Below are 18725 nucleotides of genomic sequence, written 5' to 3'. Positions count from 1 at the left end.
CCACGGGGGAACAGCGGCCGGTCGGCTTTTCCGCGGCGGTCGGGCCCGTCGCCCTCAGCGCCCCTGCGAAGGCAGCGCCAGCTCGAACCAGACCACCTTCCCGGTGCTCAGCCGCGTCGCGCCCCACCGCCGCGCCAGCTTGTTGACCAGGTACAACCCACGCCCGCCCTCGTCCGAGGGCCGCGCCTGGCGCAGCCTGGGCAGCTGCGGGACGTCGTCGCCCACCTCGCAGCGCAGCACGTCCGTCCGCAGCAGGCGCAGCGTGATCGGCCGTTCCGCGTACCGCACGGCATTGGTGATCACCTCGCTGACCAGCAGCTCCACCCCGTCCGACAGCTCCTCCAGGCCCCAGCGGGTCAGCGCCCGGCGGGCCAGGCGGCGCGCCTGGCGGGCGGTCTGCGGGCGCGGGTCGAGGAACCAGTAGGCGACGTCGCTCGGCGCGATGCCCTCGAAGCGGGCCGCGAGCAGCGCGATGTCGTCGTCCCGGTCCCCGGGGCCGAGCATGCCCAGCACCTCGTCGCACAGCGGCTCCAGCGGCGGCGGGTTCGGGCCGGTCAGCCGCGCGGTGTCGATCAGCCGCTCGCGCAGCTGCTCTATGCCGGTCCACACGTCCCGTATCCGGGACTCCACCAGACCGTCCGTGTACAGCAGCAACGTCGCCCCGGCGGGCGCGTCCAGCTCCACCGCCTCGAAATCCACCCCGCCCACGCCGATCGGCGCGCCCGGCGGCACGCGCAGCACCTCCGCCCGGCCGCCGCGGTGCAGCAGGACGGGCGGCGGATGGCCGGCGTTGGCGATCACGATGCGGTGCGCCACCGGGTCGTACACCGCGTACAGGCAGGTGGCCATGCGGTCGCTGCCCAGGCGCTGGGCCTGCTCGTCGAGATGGTGCAGCACCTCCTGCGGCGGCAGGTCCAGACCCGCGAGGGTCTGCGCGGTGGTGCGCAGCTGGCCCATGATCGCGGCGGAGGTCATGGAGTGGCCCATGACGTCGCCGACGACCAGCGCCACCCGGTTGCCCGGCAGCGGGATCGCGTCGTACCAGTCGCCGCCGACCCGGGCGGTCTCGGCCGCCGGCAGATAGCGGCTGGCGAGCCGGACCCCGGTGGGCTGCGGCAGGGAGTCGGGCAGCATGGTGCGCTGCAGCTCGTCCGCGATGTAGACCTCGCGGCCGTAGAGCACCGCCTTGTCCACACCGAGCGCGGTGTGGGTCGCCAGCTGGGCCGCGACCAGCAGGTCGTCGCCCTCGAAGGCCGCCCGGTCCGCGCGGCGGACGAAGACGGCCGCGCCGATCACCCGCCGGCGGCCGCGCAGCGGCGCCAGGATGGTGCGGTGCTCCTGAGGGACATGCCGGCCTTCGCCGAGCAGCTCGGGCAGGGCCGCCCGCGCGGCTGAGGAGTCCCCGAAGACGGGTCTGACACCCCGCAGCACCTCCGCGAGCGGCCCGCCTATGCGCACCTCGCACCGCTCGGCGGCCGCCTCGGCCAGCTCCGGGCCGGGGTCGGGCCGCCGCTCCTGCGGGGCGCCGTCCTCGCGGTCCTCGCGCACGTACTCGGGCAGCCGGTCGGTGCGGCGCAGCCGCAGCACGACCGGGCCCACCGGCCGCTCGTCGCCGACCGGCAGCGGGTCGCGCAGATAGACCAGGATCGCGTCGGCGAAGGTCGGCACCGTCGCCCGGCACAGGCCCAGCACGATCTCGTCGAGGTCGATCCCGCGCGCGATGCGCCGGGTGGCCGCCCCGACGAACCGCAGCCGCTCCCCGCCGCCGGCGCCTCCCGCGGGCGTGCGGGCCGCGTCGGCGGGCCCGGTCCCGCCGCCGTCCGGCGGACCGTCGAGGGACGGCGCGCCGTCGCCGCCGGCGCGGGGCGCGGGGATCTGCTCGGTCTCGGCGCAGGCATGCGCCTCGCCCGGCTCCGGGCCGACCGGTTCGGGGTGCGTCTCGCCGCGGGCCGCGGCGTCGTGCGCCTCGGCGCGGCCGCGCGCCTGGGCGTCGTCGCCACGGCTGCCCTGGCCCGGCAGGGGCAAGGGGTGTCTTCCGTGGGAGTTGGAGTGCTCCGTCACGCGTGGGGTTCCATCCGTCGGGGCTGTGCGCCCGCCCGGGGGCGGCGCACACGTGGGTCAGGCGCGGCGCAGGTTGAGGAAGAGCTGGATCTCGGGTGGTACGTCCGTACTGGCCGGGGCGTAGGCCGGGGAGCTCTCCCCGGTGATCTCGAATCCCGCGTCGCGCACGACTTCGCGCAGTTCTTCCCGCAGGTAACCGGATACCCGGATCGTGTTGCCCAGGAACGGGATCGCGTAGTCGTCGACGTCCGCCTCGACCATCGACAGGGCCAGCAGCCCCCCGGGTCTCAGCAGCCCGTGCAGCATGCGCAGCGCGTACGGGATCTCGGGGCGCGGCAGCATCAGCAGTGCGAAGAAGGCGGCGATGCCGTCGAACGTGCCCAGCTGCCCGTCGCGCAGATCGGCGAGATCGCCCAAATGGAAGGTCGCGTCCGGCACATTGACGCGCGCGAGTTCGAGCATGCCCGGGGAGAGGTCGTTGCCGACCACCTTGTGGCCCGCAGCGACGAGCTGACGGGCCGTCGGCAGGCCGGTGCCGCAGCCGACGTCGAGGATCCGCGAGCCCGGCGGCAGGGAGGAGGCCAGCCAGGCACCGGCCTCGAGCTGGCCCTCCTTGTGCGGGAAGGCCTCGTCGTAACGGTCGCCGATGGCGTCGAACGCCTCGGCCTGTCCATTGCGGTCCAGCCCTAACCGGGCGTAGCCGTCGTAGTCCCGCCGGTCGTCACCGCTCACGGCGTCGCCCCTTCTGTGACTGTGACTGTCTTTCATCGTGCCGTGCTGTGCAGTATCGCGGAGGCCGATCCTACGGTTGTCGCGCGGGGAGTCGGCAAGCGGTTGGGGGAACACCCCCTGGGCTCCGGTTCACGCCCCGACGCGGGTGGGGGTGCGGTCCCAGTCGCCCGGGAGCGCCGGCACCTGCCACGCGGGGTCCGGGCGCCACCCCTCCCAGCCGGCGGTGAACGGGGCGCCCCAGGACTCGATCAGCTCGACCGCCGCGCCCCCGGCGGCCCGTACCCGCTCGGCCCGGTCGGCGGTCATCAGGCCGGCGCGCTGCGCCTGCGCGAACTCGTCCTCGTCCTTCCACTCCCAACTGCGGTCGGGATAGACGGCGATGTCCAGGAAGTGGTCCTCGGAGTCGACGCCGCCGGCCCAGCGCGCGAGCGGTTCCTCGAGATTCACGTACCAGTTCCGGAAGCGCCAGTCGAGGTCCCAGAAGAGCCAGACCGACCAGGGGTCGCCGGGCCGGGCCAGCTTGAGCACGCCGGGTCCGAACCAGCGGGTCACCGAGGTGGTGCGGGGCTTGGTGTAGCGGGTGGCCAGCGGCTCGCGGTGGACGGGCGTGCCGTCGGCGAGCACGGGCTTGACGCAGTCGGTGCCGGGCGCCATCCAGACGGCCAGCAGCTCGTCGGTGTCCTCGACGACGGTGACGGGACGGCAGATGTGGATGCCGCCCTCGGTGCCGGGTCTGGCGTTGCCGCGGTAGCGCCAGAGAATGTGGTCCCCCGGCGCCCAGCGGCCGCCGCCGCCCGCCCTGCCCGTGTCCGTCGTCTGCGCTGCCATGCGCAGATCTTAGGTGCCGCCGACACGCATGCGCCGTGACGTATACCGCAAAGGTACGGTCCACGGGCCCGGCGGTCGTTCCGTCCGGGCCCGGTGCGCGCGCGGGAGGGCCCCTACGGGCGGGTCATGCGCAGCACGTCGAGGGCCTCGTCGAGCTGCTCCGCCGTCAGCAGGCCGCGCTCGACGTAGCCCGATTCGAGGACGACCTCGCGGATGGTCTTCCGCTCGGCGAGGGACTTCTTCGCCACCTTCGCCGCCTCCTCGTACCCGATGTACCGGTTCAGCGGGGTCACCACCGACGGGGAGGACTCGGCGTACTCGCGGGCCCGCTCGACGTTGGCGGTGATGCCGTCCACCGCCCGGTCGGCCAGCAGGCGGGAGGCGTTCGCCAGCAGCCGGATGGACTCCAGGAGGTTCTTCGCCATGACCGGCAGCATCACGTTGAGCTCGAAGTTGCCGGCGGCGCCCGCCGTGGCGACGGTCGCGTCGTTGCCGGTCACCTGGGCGGCGACCATCAGGACGGCCTCGCAGATGACCGGGTTGACCTTGCCCGGCATGATCGAGGAGCCCGGCTGGAGGTCGGGCAGGTTGATCTCGGCGAGGCCGGTGCGCGGTCCCGAGCCCATCCAGCGGATGTCATTGGCGATCTTGGTGAGGCCGACGGCGACGGTGCGCAGCTGGCCGCTGGTCTCCACCAGGCCGTCGCGCGCGCCCTGCGCCTCGAAGTGGTCACGGGCCTCGGTCAGCGGCAGCCCGGTGGTCCGGGCGACCTCCGCGATGACGGCACCGGAGAAGCCGGCCGGGGTGTTGATGCCGGTGCCCACGGCCGTACCGCCCAGGGGGAGTTCGGCGAGGCGCGGCAGGGAGGCACGCAGCCGCTCGGCACCGTAGCGGATCTGGGCGGCGTAGCCGCCGAACTCCTGACCGAGCGTCACCGGCGTCGCGTCCATCAGGTGCGTCCGGCCGGACTTGACGACCTCGGCGAACTCCTCGGCCTTGCGCTCCAGCGCCGCCTCGAGGTGCTCGAGCGCCGGGATCAGGTCGCCGGTGACGGCCGCCGTGGCCGCGATGTGGATGGAGGACGGGAAGACGTCGTTGGACGACTGGCTGGCGTTGACGTGGTCGTTGGGGTGCACCGGCCGCCCCAGCCGCTCCCCGGCGAGCGTGGCGATGACCTCGTTCGCGTTCATGTTCGAGGACGTGCCGGAGCCCGTCTGGAAGACGTCGACGGGGAAGTGCTCGTCCCAGCGGCCCTCGGCGACCTCGGCGGCGGCGTCCGCGATGGCATCCGCGACGTCCTTGTCGAGCACGCCCAGCTCGGCGTTGACCTTCGCCGCCGCGGCCTTGACGCGGCCCAGCGCGGCGATGTGGGCCCGCTCCAGGCGCTGTCCGCTGACGGGAAAGTTCTCCACGGCCCGCTGGGTCTGGGCGCGCCACTTGGCGTGCGAGGGGACGCGCACCTCTCCCATCGAGTCGTGCTCGATCCGGTACTGCTCGCTGTCGGTCATGGTCACTTACCTCCTGACAAACACAGCGTCTGTCTCGTCCGTCCTGTTCCCAAAGCCACAACCGACTAGTAAATACCGCGAGTAACAACAGAAATCGGGGAGGCTCCATGACACGCAGACCCACCCTGCGATGTTCCCTCGCCGCGCTCGCGGCGCTCGCCGCCGCGTTCGGCGGACTGACCGTCACCGGGCCCGCCGCGGCCGCCCGGACCCCCACCGCCACCACCGCGGCCACCCCTCTGACGCCGGAACTGGAGAGGATCCGCGCCGCCGAGTCCGTCCGGCTCTACGGCGACGCCGCCGAGCGCCCCCTCGAGGCACGCAAGGCCTCACTGGTCTCCCTCGGCGACAGCGAGATCTCCGGCGAGGGCGTGGGCACGTACGAGCCGGGCACGAACGGCCCCACCAACTGGTGCCACCGCTCGCCCGACGCCGCTATCCACCGCACCGGGATACCCGCCGACGTCACCTACAACGTCGCCTGCTCCGGCGCGTCCACCGCCAACATCCGCATCGGCGGCAGCAAGCAGTACGCGGACGAGCTCGTCCAGAGCGACAACCTCGCGGTCAAGGCCCGCAATACGCGCGTCAAGCTGGTGCTGCTCGTCGCCGGCGCCAACGACGACCTGCAGTTCGGCCCCGTGATGACCGACTGCGTCACCCGCTACCTCACCCTCCAGGGCCCCTGCGAGCCGAAGTACGCCCCGGGATGGCAGTCCCGCGTCGACGGCCTCGTGCCCAAGGTCGAGCAGACCGTACGGGACCTGCGCAAGGTGATGACGGACGCCGGCTACGCGAACGGCGACTACAGGCTCGTCGTCATGGGCTACCCCAGCCCCATCGGCCCCGACTTCGAGGACAACCCCGGCTACCGCGGCAAGCTCCTCGACGGCTGCGTCGGCCACACCTCCGACGCCGCCTGGGGCCGCAACACCGCCGTCCCCGCCTTCGAGCGCGGCATGCGCAAGGCCGCCCGGAACACCGACGCCGTCTACCTCGACAACTCCCGCCTCTTCCACGGCCACGAGGTGTGCATGGAGGACACCTGGGCGCGCGGGCTCTACGTCGACGTGACGAACCCGTTCCCGCCGAACGAGAACTCCGTGCGCCAGTCCTTCCACCCCAACCAGCGGGGCCACGGGGCCTTCGCGTCCTGCCTGACGCAGCTCTACACGGCCGGCCACCGGGAGGCGAGCTGCGCCGACCCGGCGAGCACGGGCAAGCCGGTGCTGTACAAGGGCGCGTGGGACGACGCGTTCCGGCCACTGCGCGGCGAGGCCGCCGGTTCCTGCGTGGACGCCTACGGTGCGGCCTCCGCCAACGGCACGAAGGTCGGCGGCTGGCCCTGCTCCGGGAGCCGTAACCAGGAGTGGTGGTTCGACGGGGAGCGCGGCTCGCTGCACTCCGCGCTGACCCACGACCGGTGCGTGGACGTGCCGGGCGGCGCGTACCGCGCCGGGGCGGCCGTGACGCTGTGGAACTGCCACGGCGGGACGAACCAGCGGTTCAGCCGCTCGGGCGGGGCGCTGAGCCCCGTTGCGGCACCGGGCCTCTGCCTGACGCTCGCTTCGGCCAAGGATGCCTTGCGGCTGCAGAAGTGTGACGGGTCGGGGTCACAGCGCTTCGCGTCATAGTCCCCACCCCGCCCCTTCCCGAACCGGGGCTCCGCCCCGGACCCCGGTCCTCAAACGCCGGACGGGCTGGATTTTCTGCCGGTCCGGGGGTCCGGGGGCTTGCCCCCGGTTTCGGGAAGGGGCGGGTAGGGGAATGCCCCGCGGGGTTACTTCTGCCGCACCGGAATCGACGTGAAGGTCGGGGCCGGGGACGGGTCGACGAAGAAGTCGTTGCCCTTGTCGTCGACGACGATGAACGCCGGGAAGTCCTCGACCTCGATCTTCCAGACCGCCTCCATGCCGAGCTCCTCGTACTCCAGGACCTCGACCTTCTTGATGCAGTCCTGGGCCAGGCGCGCGGCCGGGCCGCCGATCGAGCCGAGGTAGAAGCCGCCGTGCGAGCCGCACGCGTCGGTGACCTGCTTGCTGCGGTTGCCCTTGGCGAGCATGACCTTCGAGCCGCCCGCGGCCTGGAACTGCTCGACGTAGGAGTCCATCCGGCCGGCCGTCGTCGGGCCGAAGGAGCCGGACGCGTAGCCCTCGGGGGTCTTGGCCGGGCCCGCGTAGTAGACCGGGTGGTCCTTGAGGTACTGCGGCATCTCCTCGCCCGCGTCCAGCCGCTCCTTGATCTTCGCGTGTGCGATGTCACGGGCGACGACCAGCGGACCGGTCAGCGAAAGCCGGGTCTTGACCGGGTACTTGGTGAGCTCGGCGAGGATCTCGTCCATCGGCCGGTTGAGGTCGATGCGCACGACGTCGCCGTCCGCTTCCAGGTGCTCGTCGGTGGTCTCCGGCAGGAAGCGCGCCGGGTCCGTCTCGAGCTGCTCGAGGAAGACGCCCTCAGCGGTGATCTTCGCGACGGCCTGGCGGTCGGCGGAGCAGGAGACGGCGATGGCGACCGGGCAGGACGCGCCATGCCGCGGCAGGCGGACGACGCGGACGTCGTGGCAGAAGTACTTGCCGCCGAACTGGGCGCCGATGCCGATCTTCTGCGTCAGCTCGAAGACCTTCTCCTCCAGCTCCTTGTCGCGGAAGCCGTGGCCCAGCGGCGAGCCCTCCTCGGGAAGCTCGTCCAGGTAGTGCGCGGAGGCGTACTTCGCGGTCTTCAGCGCGTACTCGGCGCTCGTGCCGCCGACGACGATCGCCAGGTGGTACGGCGGGCAGGCCGCGGTGCCCAGCGAGCGGATCTTCTCCTCCAGGAACTTCATCATGGAGGCCTCGTTGAGGACCGCCTTGGTCTCCTGGAAGAGGAACGACTTGTTGGCCGAGCCGCCGCCCTTGGCCATGAAGAGGAACTTGTACGCGCCGCCGTCGGTCGCGTAGAGCTCGATCTGCGCCGGCAGGTTGGAGCCGGTGTTCTTCTCGTCCCACATGGTCAGCGGGGCCATCTGGGAGTAGCGCAGGTTCAGCTTCGTGTACGCGTCGAAGATGCCGTGCGAGAGGGCCTTCTCGTCCTCGCCCCCGGTCAGCACGTTCTGGCCGCGCTTGCCCATGACGATGGCGGTGCCGGTGTCCTGGCACATGGGCAGGACGCCCGCCGCCGCGATGTTCGCGTTCTTCAGCAGGTCCAGGGCGACGAAGCGGTCGTTCGGGGACGCCTCGGGGTCGTCGAGGATCTTGCGCAGCTGGGCGAGGTGGGCCGGGCGCAGGTAGTGGGAGATGTCGTGCATCGCCTCGGCGGCCAGCTTGCGCAGCGCCTCCGGCTCGACCTTGAGGAAGGTCCGGCCGTCGGCCTCGAAGGTGGAGACACCCTCGGAGGTCACGAGGCGGTACGGAGTCTCGTGCTCGCCCAGGGGGAGCAGGTCGGTGTAGGCGAACGCAGGGTGGGTCGGGCGGGGGGCAGTCGACATCTCAGGTGTTCCTCGCTCGGCAGACGGCTGTGCGCTGACATCTTCGGCAGCACTGAAACAGCGTAGAACCCGGATGAAGGGTGGAGCAGGTGAGGTAAGACTCACTAGCTCGCCGCCCGGCCCTGGAATCCGCCCCCGTGCGCCCGTGCGGTGCTTCCGTGCGCCCCGGCGTGAGCACCGGCGAGAAGCTCGTCGGGTGAGGGCTTTTGCTGTTTTCGGTGGTGTCGAGGCGAAGCCCCGCCGGGGCCGGCGGCCGAAGAACCTCCTGGCGACGGCCGACCGCGGCCGACCGGTGACCGGCGGCATTCCGGTCATGGCAACGGTGTGAATAAGCTCGCGCACAGCGGGTAAAGCTTGGTGCATCGTCTCTCGTACGGCTGCGGGTGCGAATGGCCGTGCGCGTCGAGGCGGGCAAAGGTGACTCAATCGGCCAAGCAAAGCCGTCGTCAGGAGTAGACCGTGCTGCTACCGCATCAGCCCCTGCAGGAAGCCGCCGTACCGTCCCAGCGGATTTCCGCTCGGGAACAGGCCGGCCCCTGGCATTCGGAGGCGGTGTGCCGCCGGGATGAAGCCGGGCTCTTCTTCGCACCATCAAAGGAGCCGACGGCCGCCCGGCTTTCCCGCGAAGAGGCGGCGAAACGCGTCTGCGCCCGTTGCCCGGTCATGGTCGAATGCCGCGAGCACGCCCTGCTCCAGCCGGAGCCCTACGGCGTCTGGGGCGGGCTGACCGCGGCCGAGCGGCGGGTCGTGCTGGCCCGTCGGCGGCGGCGCGAGGCCGAGCTGCAGCGCACCACGCGCATCGCCGCCGCGGGCTGAGATCCGCCTTCTTATCCATACGGGCCGGGCCCTGCCGATCATCACGGCAGGGCCCGGCCCGTTGTATGCGGGGTGCTCGGCGCGTCAGCTGGGGCGCTCGAAGTCGACCGAGCTGTAGGCGCGCAGCTTCGACAGCCGGTGCTCGGAGTCGATCAGGCGGATGGTGCCCGACTTGGAGCGCATGACCAGCGACTGGGTCGTCGCCGTCTCGGCGCGGTAGCGGACGCCGCGCAGCAGCTCGCCGTCGGTGATGCCGGTGGCGACGAAGAACACGTTCTCGCCGCTGACCAGGTCCTCGGTGTGCAGGACGCGGTCCAGGTCGTGCCCGGCGGCCAGGGCGCGCTCGCGCTCCTCGTCGTCCTTGGGCCACAGCTTGGCCTGGATGGTGCCGCCGAGGCACTTCATCGCACAGGCCGCGATGATGCCCTCCGGCGTGCCGCCGACGCCCAGCAGCAGGTCCACGCCGGTGCCCTCGCGGGCGGCCATGATCGCGCCGGCCACGTCGCCGTCGGAGATGAACTTGATGCGGGCGCCGGCCTCGCGGATCTCCTTGACGAGACCGTTGTGACGCGGGCGGTCCAGGACGACGACCGTGACGTCCTCGACGGCGGAACGCTTCGCCTTGGCGATGCGGCGGATGTTGACCGCCACCGGGGCGTCGATGTCGACGAAGTCGGCGGCCTCGGGGCCGGTGACGAGCTTGTCCATGTAGAACACCGCGGACGGGTCGAACATGGTGCCGCGCTCGGCGACGGCCATCACGGAGACGGCGTTGGCCATGCCCTTGGCGGTCAGCGTCGTACCGTCCACCGGGTCCACGGCGACGTCGCACTCCGCGCCGGTCCCGTCGCCCACGCGCTCGCCGTTGTAGAGCATGGGGGCGTTGTCCTTCTCGCCCTCGCCGATGACCACCACGCCGTTCATCGAGACGGTGTGGATCAGTGCGCGCATGGCCCGTACGGCGGCGCCGTCGGCGCCGTTCTTGTCCCCACGGCCCACCCAGCGGCCCGACGCCATGGCGCCGGCCTCGGTGACGCGGACGAGCTCCAGCGCGAGGTTGCGGTCGGGCGCCTCGGGGCTGACCTCGAGCTGGGACGGCAGATGATGATCGGTCATCGGGGCGGACCTTTCTGTACGGCGGCGGCCGTGTGGTCCCCTCCGGTGCCCGGTGGGCCAGGAGGGTGAGGGTGTGATGACTTTATCGGTTCATTGCCAGAGTGAGCAGGGCACCCCACGCATGAGCGGCGTAAAGACCGCCGCCGTGGCGGTCCCCAGGTCGCCGTCAAGATCGAGTGGGGCATGGGGGACGATAGGGGCGTGGCAGGTAGGAACCCCAAGGCGCAGACGATTCGCAACATGCTGCTGGCGATGGCGGTGGTGATCCCCGTGGCGGGAGTCAGCTACGTCTTCATCCCGCACGACGAGAGCAAGGACCCGGTGCGGACGGTCAGCTACCGGGTGGAGCTCGACACCGCCCGGCGCGCGGCCCCGTACGCGGTGGCCGCCCCCGAGGGGCTGGGCGACGGCTGGCGGGCGACCTCGGTCTCGTACAAGCCCCAGGGCGCCGAGGGCTCGGTCTGGCACCTGGGCTTCCTCGACCCGCAGACGCAGTACGTCGCGGTCGAGCAGAGCGACGGGCCCGCCCGCCCCTTCATCGACAGTGCGAGCCAGCGCGCGGAGAAGACGGGCAGGACGCAGAAGGTGGGCGACGTCGTCTGGCAGCGCTACGAGGGGCCGAAGTACAACGCCCTGGTGCGTGAGGAGCGCGGGGTGACGACCGTGGTCACGGGCACCGCGTCGCACGAGCGGCTGACGGAGATGGCGGCGGCGCTCAAGGCCGAGAAGGCCAAGTAAGGACATCGGGATGTGCCGGAACCCGGGCCCACGGGCCCGGGTTCCGGCACATCCCGATGGTGTTCAGACGGTCTGCACGGCCTGCTCGAAGGACAGGCGCGGCGAGCGCGGGTAGAAGGCGTCCTCGCCCGGCTTGCCGATGTTGATGATCATCAGCGGGGTGTGGTCGTCGTCCAGGAACTCCTTCTGGACGCCCGCGAAGTCGAAGCCGGTCATCGGGCCGGCGGCCAGGCCGGCGGCGCGGATGCCGAGGATGAAGTAACCGGCCTGCAGGGCGCCGTTGAGCGTGGCGGACTGCTCGCGGACCGGGCGCTCGCTGAAGAAGAGGTCCTTCGCCTGCGGGAAGTGCGGGAGCAGCGCCGGCAGCTCCTCGTGGAACTCGTTGTCCGCGGCGAGGATGGCGACCAGCGGGGCGGCGGCGGTCTTGGCCTGGTTGCCCTCGGCCATCAGCGGGACCAGGCGCTCGCGGGCCTCGGCGGAGCGGACCAGCACGATGCGCAGCGGCGACTGGTTGAAGGCGGTCGGCGCGAACTTGATCAGGTCGTAGATCGCCTGGATCTGCTCCTCGGAGACCGGCTCGGCCGAGAAGGTGTTGGCGGTGTGGGCCTCGCGGAAGAGGAGGTCCTGGGCGGCGGAGTCAAGGGTGAAGGTCATGACGCCACTGTAGGAAGAAGATGGATGAATTTTCAACTAAATCAAGGGCGTCTGAGAGGGAGGTCACAGGGATGAAACGTTTGATGATCGCCGCCTCGAGGGCGACTCAGTCGGCGTTGGGCTCCTTGTCCCCCGACGCGCCTTCCTCCTGGGCCAGCGCCGCGTCGAGGCGCGCCCGCGCGCCCTCCAGCCAGCGGCGGCAGACGTTCGCCAGCTCCTCGCCGCGCTCCCACAGGGCCAGCGACTCCTCGAGCGTCGTACCGCCGGCCTCCAGCCGGCGCACCACGTCGATCAGCTCGTCACGAGCCTGCTCATAGCCCAGCGCGTCCGTTGTTGTCGCCATGGCCGACAGCCTAAGCGGGCGGTGTGACACCGGGCGGTGTGACAGGAGACGTGGGGGTGGCGACGGACCGCACCGAGAACTCGCCCTCCGCGACCCGCGCCCGCAGCTCCTCCTCCGGGGCCACCTCGCCGGCCGCCCGGACCACCCGGCCGTCCGCGTGCTGCAGCACCGCGTAGCCGCGGCGCAGCGTCGCCGCCGGAGACAGGGCGACCACGCGCGCGTGGGTGTGCGTCAGCTCGGACTGCGCCCGGTCCAGCAGGTGGCCCAGCGTGCGGCGGCCCCGGGCCGCCAGCGCCTCGATCTGCTCCTCCCGCTCGTCCACCATCCGGTGCGGCCGCTCCATGCAGGGGCGCGCCCGCGCCGCCGCCAGGCCGCGTTCCTCGCGGTCCAGGTGCGCGGTGACGCAGCGCAGGGCGCGTTCGCGCAGGTGACGCACGCGGGTGAGCTCCTCGCCGACGTCCGGTACGACCCGCTTGGCGGCGTCCGTGGGCGTGGACGCGCGCAGGTCGGCGACCAGGTCGAGCAGGGGGGTGTCCGGTTCGTGCCCGATCGCCGAGACGACGGGCGTCCGGCAGGCGGCCACCGTCCGTACGAGCTGCTCGTCCGAGAACGGCAGCAGGTCCTCCACGCTGCCGCCGCCGCGCGCCACGATGATCACGTCGACGTGGGGGTGCGCGTCCAGCTCCTGGACCGCCTCGATGACGTTCGGCACCGCGTGCACGCCCTGCACGGGGACGTTGCGCACCTCGAAGCGGACGGCGGGCCAGCGGTGCCGGGCGTTCTCCAGCACGTCGCGCTCGGCGGCGGAGGCACGGCCGCAGACCAGGCCGATGAGCTGGGGCAGGAAGGGCAGGGCGCGCTTGCGGTCCGCCGCGAAGAGGCCTTCGGCGGCGAGGGACTTCTTGAGCTGCTCGAGACGGGCCAGGAGCTCGCCGACGCCGACGGGTCGGATCTCGGCGGCCCGGAGGGAGAGCTGGCCGCGCGGGGCGTACCACTCGGGCCGGGCGTGGACGACAACGCGGGCGCCCTCGGAGACGACGTCGGCGACGCGGTCGAAGACGGCGCGGTAGCAGGTGACGGAGAGGGAGACGTCGTGGGAGGGGTCGCGGAGCGTCAGGAACACGACGCCGGCGCCGGGCCGACGGGAGAGCTGGGTGATCTGCCCTTCGACCCAGATGGCGCCGAGACGGTCGATCCAGCCGCCGATGAGGCGGGAGACCTGGCCGACGGGCAGCGGGGTGTCGGGGGAGGTGGTCACAGCCATGGGCCGAGCGTATCGGTGGGGACCGACAGTGGGGGGCGAGCACGGAACCTCAGCCACCAGCTGGGCTCAGCCCACACCCGCCCGCACCGGAAACCACCGCCGACCGACCAGCACCACCAGCCCCACCCCCAGCCACACCCCACCCACCACCAGCGCCGTCCAGGACGCAGAGACGATCACGGCCACCACCACCGCCAGCCCCACCAGCGGCACCACCACATGCCGGACGACCCCCACCCGGTCACCCCGCCCCCGCACCCCGAACCAGCCGATCACCGACATGTGCAGCAGCGCGAACGCGCACAGCGCCCCCACGTCCACCACCGACACCAGCCGGTCCAGGCCGTCGTCCCGCCGGGCCGCCCACACGGCGGCCAGCAGCGTCACGACGGCCGCCCCCAGCAGCGCGAGGCGCGGTACGCCCGAGCCCCGGTCGACCTTCGCCAGAAGGCCCGGCAGACGGCGGTCGCGCGCCATCGCGAACAGCAGGCGCCCCGCCGCCGCCTGCCCGGCCAGCGCGGCGAAGGCCGCGCCGATCGCCTTGCTGACCGCCACCAGGTCGTGCAGCCACGCTCCGGTCGCCGTGTCGACCGTGTCGTAGAACGCCGCCCCCTGCCTCGCCGGCTCCGCCGCCAGCTCCGCCGGGGACATCGGGGCGAGGAGCGCCGCCAGGTAGGTCTGGAGGACGAACAGCACGCCCGCCACGGCCAGGCAGGTGACGACAGCCCGCGCCACCTTCTCCGAGCCGCCGGCCGACTCCTCCGCGAACGACGCGATGGCGTCGAAGCCCAGGTACGACAGCACCGCCACCGACACGGCCGCCAGCACCGCGCCCAGGTCGAAGCCGCCCTCGCCGGTCAGCGGCGTCAGCCAGTCGCGGCGGGGGCCGTCCTGCGCGAGTGCCACCGCCGCCGCCACGACGAAGACGGCCAGCACCGCGATCTCCATGGCCAGGACGAGGAAGCCCACCAGCGCGGCGGCCCGCACCCCCGTCAGGTTCAGCGCGGTCGTCACGAGCACCGCGGCCGCCGTCCACACCCAGCCGGGGACGGACGGCACCAGCGCGTGCATGGCGATGCCGGAGAAGAGGTAGGCGACCGCCGGGATCAGCAGGTAGTCGAGCATCGCCATCCAGCCCGCGATGAACCCCGGACCCTCGCCGAGCCCCACGCGCGCGTACGTGTAGACCGAGCCCGCCCGTGGGGCGACCCGCACCATCTGCGCGTACGAGTAGGCCGTGAAGGCCATCGCGACGGTCGCCACGAGGTAGACGAGCGCGACCGCCCCGTGCGCCTTGGCGACGAGCGTGCCGAAGACGCCCACCGGCGCCATGGGGGCGATGAACAGCAGGCCGTAGACGACGAGGTCGCGGAAGGTGAGGGTGCGGCGCAGGGTGCCGGTGGCGGTGCCGTCGCCGGGTTTCGCCAGGGGATCGGGATGGGGACCGGGATCGGGATCGGGTGTCGCCATGGATGTCAGTATTCGTGCGCCGCACGGGCCGGTGGCCGGGCCACGCCGGTGGGGCCGGGCCCTTACGATGGACCGCATGACTGCCACTCCCGCCCGCAAGGTTCTGCTCGCCGCCCCCCGTGGCTACTGCGCGGGCGTGGACCGTGCCGTGCTCGCCGTCGAGAAGGCGCTGGAGCAGTACGGCGCCCCCGTCTACGTACGGCACGAGATCGTCCACAACAAGTACGTGGTCAAGACGCTGGAGAAGAAGGGCGCGATCTTCGTCGAGCGGACCGAGGAGGTCCCCGAGGGCAACATCGTGATGTTCTCCGCGCACGGCGTCGCCCCGGTCGTCCACGAGGAGGCCAAGCGCGGCAAGCTGGCCACCATCGACGCGACGTGCCCGCTGGTGACCAAGGTCCACAAGGAGGCCGTCCGCTTCGCCAAGGAGGACTACGACATCCTCCTGATCGGTCACGAGGGCCACGAGGAGGTCATCGGCACCAGCGGCGAGGCGCCCGACCACATCACGGTCGTCGACGGGCCGGAGGACGTGGCCAAGGTCGAGGTCCGCGACGAGAACAAGGTCGTCTGGCTCTCCCAGACCACCCTGTCGGTCGACGAGACCATGGAGACCGTCGACGCCCTCAAGGGCCGCTTCCCCAACCTGCTCTCGCCGCCCAGCGACGACATCTGCTACGCCACGCAGAACCGTCAGACCGCGGTGAAGCAGATGGGCGCCGAGGCCGATCTGGTGATCGTCGTCGGGTCGAAGAACTCGTCGAACTCCGTGCGGCTCGTCGAGGTGGCGCTGGGCGCCGGCGCGCGGGACGCCCATCTGGTCGACTACGCAGAGGAGATCGACGAGGCCTGGCTGGAGGGCGTCTCCACGGTCGGCGTGACCTCGGGCGCCTCGGTGCCGGAGGTCCTCGTGGACGGCGTGCTGGAGTGGCTCGCGCAGCGCGGCTACGGCGACGTCGAGGTCGTCACGGCCGCCGAGGAGAGCATCACCTTCTCGCTGCCGAAGGAGCTGCGCCGCGACCTGCGGGCCGAGGCGAAGGCCGCCACCGAGGGGTGATCCGGCCCGTCCGCGCCTACGCTGCTGGGCATGGACGTATTCGGCGTGGACATCGGCGGATCGGGCATCAAGGGCGCTCCGGTGGACCTGGGGCGCGGTGAGATCGCGCGGGAGCGCTTCAAGGTGCTCACCCCGCGTCCGTCCACCCCGGACGCGGTCGCCGGCTGCGTCCGGCAGGTCGTCGAGCACTTCGGCGCCCTGGGCGGCCCGGTCGGGGTGACGTTCCCGGGTGTGGTGACCGACGGGACGACCCGTACGGCCGCCAACGTCGACAAGAGCTGGATCGGGCGGGACGCCGCCGCTCTGCTCGGCGAGGAGCTCGGCGGGCCGGTGACGGTGCTGAACGACGCGGACGCCGCGGGACTCGCCGAGATGACGTTCGGTGCCGGGCGCGGGCGCATGGGCACCGTCGTGGTGCTGACGTTCGGCACGGGCATCGGCAGCGCGCTCTTCGTCGACGGACGGCTGGTGCCCAACACCGAGCTCGGCCATCTGGAGCTGCAGGGGCACGAGGCCGAGACGCGTGCCTCGACGCGGGCCAAGGACGAGGAGGACCTCAGCTGGGGCCGCTGGGCCAAGCGGGTCGGGCGTTATCTCGCGCACGTGGAGATGCTCTTCTCGCCCGAGCTGTTCGTGATCGGCGGCGGGGTCAGCCGCAAGGCGGCCAAGTTCCTGCCGCTGATCGAGGGGGTCAGCGCCGAGGTCGTGCCCGCTCAGCTGGAGAACAACGCGGGGATCGTGGGGGCCGCGATGGCCGCTGCCGCTTCCGCGCCCGCCTCCGCAGCCTGATCAGCACGATCCGCCGGACGAGCGCGATCAGCGCGGCCAGCAGGGTGCCGGAGTAGAGCCAGCCCGCGTTCAGGGACAGCATCGTCACCAGGCTCATCACCCGGCTGCCGAAGCCGCCGGTGCCGTCGCTGACGGGCACCGCGCCGATCGCGTAGGCGATGGGCACGCTCACCGGCGCCGTCATCAGCTCGGCCGGCCGCACCCACAGGGCGCAGGCCGCGCTGGCGAGCACGAAGAACACTCCGTAGACGCGGGCCGAGCCGCCCAGCGCCCACGCGTCCAGGGCGCCGACGCCCAGCATGGCCAGGGTGGTGAGCAGCCCGCTGCCGAGCCCGGTCAGCCGGGGCGCGGGCAGCCGCCGGACGAGCGGGGGAGCCGGGCGCCGGGGGCGCGGGCGCCGTGGCGCGTCCGCCCGGCGCTGGCCCACGGGAACGGCGGGGCGGGGCACGGGTGATCCGCGCCGGACCTTGCGCTGGGGGATACGCGTGCTGGGTTGCTCCACCCGACCAAACTAGGTGGGTACATACGAGGAATCCGGCGTTGGACACGCCGGTTGTTGCCGCCTGGCCGTGTGTTCGAGTCATCCTCCGTGCGGGCCCCGCGCGCGGCGCGGACCCGTAGACTGGATGACCGGGCGCGTCACGGGGCGCGGAACCCTCGCTACTACGGGAACTACGGGAAGTCGCCACGTGTCGCTCACGATCGGAATCGTCGGTCTGCCGAATGTCGGCAAGTCGACCCTGTTCAACGCCCTGACCAAGAACGACGTGCTGGCGGCCAACTACCCGTTCGCCACCATCGAGCCCAACGTGGGCGTCGTCGGCGTCCCGGACGCCCGGCTGACCAAGCTCGCGGAGATCTTCGGCTCGCAGCGGATCCTCCCCGCCACCGTCGACTTCGTGGACATCGCCGGCATCGTGCGCGGCGCCTCCGAGGGCGAGGGCCTGGGCAACAAGTTCCTGGCGAACATCCGTGAGTCGGATGCGATCTGCCAGGTCATCCGCGCGTTCAAGGACGAGAACGTCGTCCACGTCGACGGCAAGGTCTCGCCCAAGGACGACATCGAGACGATCAACACCGAGCTGATCCTCGCCGACCTGCAGTCGGTTGAGAAGGCGATCCCGCGTCTGACCAAGGAGTCGCGCCTCCAGAAGGAGAAGGTCGCCGTCCTCGCCGCCGTCGAGGAGGCGAAGGGGATCCTGGAGTCGGGCCAGACCCTGTTCTCCGCGGGCATCACCAAGGGCACCGAGCGCGGTGACCTGCTGCACGAGCTCCACCTGCTCACCACCAAGCCGTTCCTCTACGTCTTCAACGTGGACGAGGACGAGCTGGTCGACGAGGACTTCAAGAACGAGCAGCGCGCGCTGGTCGCCCCGGCCGAGGCCATCTTCCTCAACGCCAAGATCGAGTCCGAGCTCATCGAGCTGGACGACGAGGAGGCGCTGGAGCTGCTGCAGTCCATGGGCCAGGACGAGCCCGGCCTGGCCACCCTGGGCCGCGTCGGCTTCGACACCCTGGGCCTGCAGACCTACCTCACCGCCGGTCCCAAGGAGACCCGCGCCTGGACCATCAAGAAGGGCGCCACGGCCCCCGAGGCGGCCGGTGTGATCCACACCGACTTCCAGAAGGGCTTCATCAAGGCCGAGGTCATCTCCTTCGAGGACCTGGTCGCCTCCGGCTCCGTCGCCGAGGCCCGTGCCGCCGGCAAGGCGCGCATGGAGGGCAAGGAGTACGTGATGGCCGACGGTGACGTCGTGGAGTTCCGCTTCAACGTGTAGTGGGTCACATAGCACCACATCGCTGATCTGGCAAACGCGCAGGTCAGAGAGGGTCTGATCCTTCGGGGTCAGGCCCTCTTCTCGTTCCCGTGCTGACTTGGTGCTGAC

Annotated in this window: 17 protein-coding genes; 6 read left to right on the top strand and 11 right to left on the bottom strand. The window is 71.8% G+C overall.

The window, feature by feature from the left end:
* Positions 1–54: 54 nt before the first annotated feature.
* The 4 genes from ACIG36_RS27295 to ACIG36_RS27280 all read right to left on the bottom strand — a co-directional run bounded on the left by ACIG36_RS27295 (position 55) and on the right by ACIG36_RS27280 (position 5129).
* Positions 55–2061, bottom strand: coding sequence for a SpoIIE family protein phosphatase (locus ACIG36_RS27295; RefSeq protein ID WP_399933128.1), 2007 nt, complete (start codon positions 2059–2061; stop codon positions 55–57).
* Between the two features lie 57 nt (positions 2062–2118).
* Positions 2119–2829: a class I SAM-dependent DNA methyltransferase gene (locus ACIG36_RS27290; RefSeq protein ID WP_399933125.1), complete on the bottom strand. Its 711-nt coding sequence runs from the start codon at positions 2827–2829 to the stop codon at positions 2119–2121.
* Between the two features lie 93 nt (positions 2830–2922).
* Positions 2923–3621, bottom strand: coding sequence for a DUF402 domain-containing protein (locus tag ACIG36_RS27285; RefSeq protein ID WP_399933122.1), 699 nt, complete (start codon positions 3619–3621; stop codon positions 2923–2925).
* A gap of 113 nt (positions 3622–3734) precedes the next feature.
* Positions 3735–5129: a class II fumarate hydratase gene (locus tag ACIG36_RS27280; RefSeq protein ID WP_399933119.1), complete on the bottom strand. Its 1395-nt coding sequence runs from the start codon at positions 5127–5129 to the stop codon at positions 3735–3737.
* A 107-nt stretch (positions 5130–5236) separates the two neighbouring features.
* On the opposite strand from ACIG36_RS27280, the gene ACIG36_RS27275 reads away from it, so the two are divergent.
* Positions 5237–6763, top strand: a complete 1527-nt coding sequence (locus ACIG36_RS27275; RefSeq protein WP_399933116.1) for a ricin-type beta-trefoil lectin domain protein — start codon at positions 5237–5239, stop codon at positions 6761–6763.
* A gap of 146 nt (positions 6764–6909) precedes the next feature.
* Here the strand turns inward: ACIG36_RS27275 and ACIG36_RS27270 are convergent, their stop codons facing one another.
* Positions 6910–8592 carry a fumarate hydratase gene (locus tag ACIG36_RS27270; RefSeq protein WP_399933114.1) on the bottom strand — a complete coding sequence of 561 codons (1683 nt, stop codon included), beginning with the start codon at positions 8590–8592 and terminating at the stop codon, positions 6910–6912.
* A 459-nt stretch (positions 8593–9051) separates the two neighbouring features.
* On the opposite strand from ACIG36_RS27270, the gene ACIG36_RS27265 reads away from it, so the two are divergent.
* A complete protein-coding gene (locus tag ACIG36_RS27265; protein ID WP_399933111.1) occupies positions 9052–9408 on the top strand; it encodes a WhiB family transcriptional regulator in 357 nt (118 codons plus the stop codon).
* Between the two features lie 84 nt (positions 9409–9492).
* Here the strand turns inward: ACIG36_RS27265 and glpX are convergent, their stop codons facing one another.
* Positions 9493–10524 carry a class II fructose-bisphosphatase gene (gene glpX, locus ACIG36_RS27260; protein ID WP_399933108.1) on the bottom strand — a complete coding sequence of 344 codons (1032 nt, stop codon included), beginning with the start codon at positions 10522–10524 and terminating at the stop codon, positions 9493–9495.
* A 201-nt stretch (positions 10525–10725) separates the two neighbouring features.
* Here glpX and ACIG36_RS27255 point away from each other — a divergent pair, with 201 nt between their 5' ends.
* Positions 10726–11262 (top strand): DUF4245 domain-containing protein, encoded by a 537-nt coding sequence (locus tag ACIG36_RS27255; protein ID WP_399933105.1) that lies wholly within the window; start codon positions 10726–10728, stop codon positions 11260–11262.
* Between the two features lie 63 nt (positions 11263–11325).
* Here the strand turns inward: ACIG36_RS27255 and ACIG36_RS27250 are convergent, their stop codons facing one another.
* The 4 genes from ACIG36_RS27250 to ACIG36_RS27235 all read right to left on the bottom strand — a co-directional run bounded on the left by ACIG36_RS27250 (position 11326) and on the right by ACIG36_RS27235 (position 14993).
* Positions 11326–11916, bottom strand: a complete 591-nt coding sequence (locus ACIG36_RS27250) for a malonic semialdehyde reductase (RefSeq protein ID WP_399933102.1) — start codon at positions 11914–11916, stop codon at positions 11326–11328.
* Positions 11917–12022: 106 nt separating this feature from the next.
* Positions 12023–12259, bottom strand: coding sequence for an exodeoxyribonuclease VII small subunit (locus tag ACIG36_RS27245; RefSeq protein ID WP_399933099.1), 237 nt, complete (start codon positions 12257–12259; stop codon positions 12023–12025).
* A gap of 10 nt (positions 12260–12269) precedes the next feature.
* Positions 12270–13523, bottom strand: coding sequence for an exodeoxyribonuclease VII large subunit (xseA, locus tag ACIG36_RS27240; RefSeq protein WP_399933096.1), 1254 nt, complete (start codon positions 13521–13523; stop codon positions 12270–12272).
* Between the two features lie 66 nt (positions 13524–13589).
* Entirely contained in the window at positions 13590–14993 is a 1404-nt protein-coding gene (locus tag ACIG36_RS27235) for an APC family permease (protein WP_399933093.1), read from the bottom strand.
* 76 nt (positions 14994–15069) lie between these two features.
* Here ACIG36_RS27235 and ACIG36_RS27230 point away from each other — a divergent pair, with 76 nt between their 5' ends.
* Positions 15070–16050, top strand: coding sequence for a 4-hydroxy-3-methylbut-2-enyl diphosphate reductase (locus ACIG36_RS27230; RefSeq protein WP_399933090.1), 981 nt, complete (start codon positions 15070–15072; stop codon positions 16048–16050).
* Positions 16051–16080: 30 nt separating this feature from the next.
* Positions 16081–16839 (top strand): polyphosphate--glucose phosphotransferase, encoded by a 759-nt coding sequence (gene ppgK, locus ACIG36_RS27225; RefSeq protein WP_399933088.1) that lies wholly within the window; start codon positions 16081–16083, stop codon positions 16837–16839.
* Here the strand turns inward: ppgK and ACIG36_RS27220 are convergent.
* Positions 16742–17341: a DUF6542 domain-containing protein gene (locus tag ACIG36_RS27220; protein ID WP_399933085.1), complete on the bottom strand. Its 600-nt coding sequence runs from the start codon at positions 17339–17341 to the stop codon at positions 16742–16744. The genes ppgK and ACIG36_RS27220 overlap by 98 nt on opposite strands.
* Before the next feature lie 187 nt (positions 17342–17528).
* Here ACIG36_RS27220 and ychF point away from each other — a divergent pair, with 187 nt between their 5' ends.
* Entirely contained in the window at positions 17529–18617 is a 1089-nt protein-coding gene (gene ychF / locus ACIG36_RS27215; RefSeq protein ID WP_399933082.1) for a redox-regulated ATPase YchF, read from the top strand.
* The last annotated feature ends 108 nt before the right edge of the window (positions 18618–18725 follow it).

Origin of the sequence: Streptomyces sp. NPDC053048 (assembly GCF_044547045.1) — a bacterium.
Lineage (GTDB): Bacteria > Actinomycetota > Actinomycetes > Streptomycetales > Streptomycetaceae > Streptomyces.
This window is presented reverse-complemented; position numbering and strand designations above follow the sequence as displayed.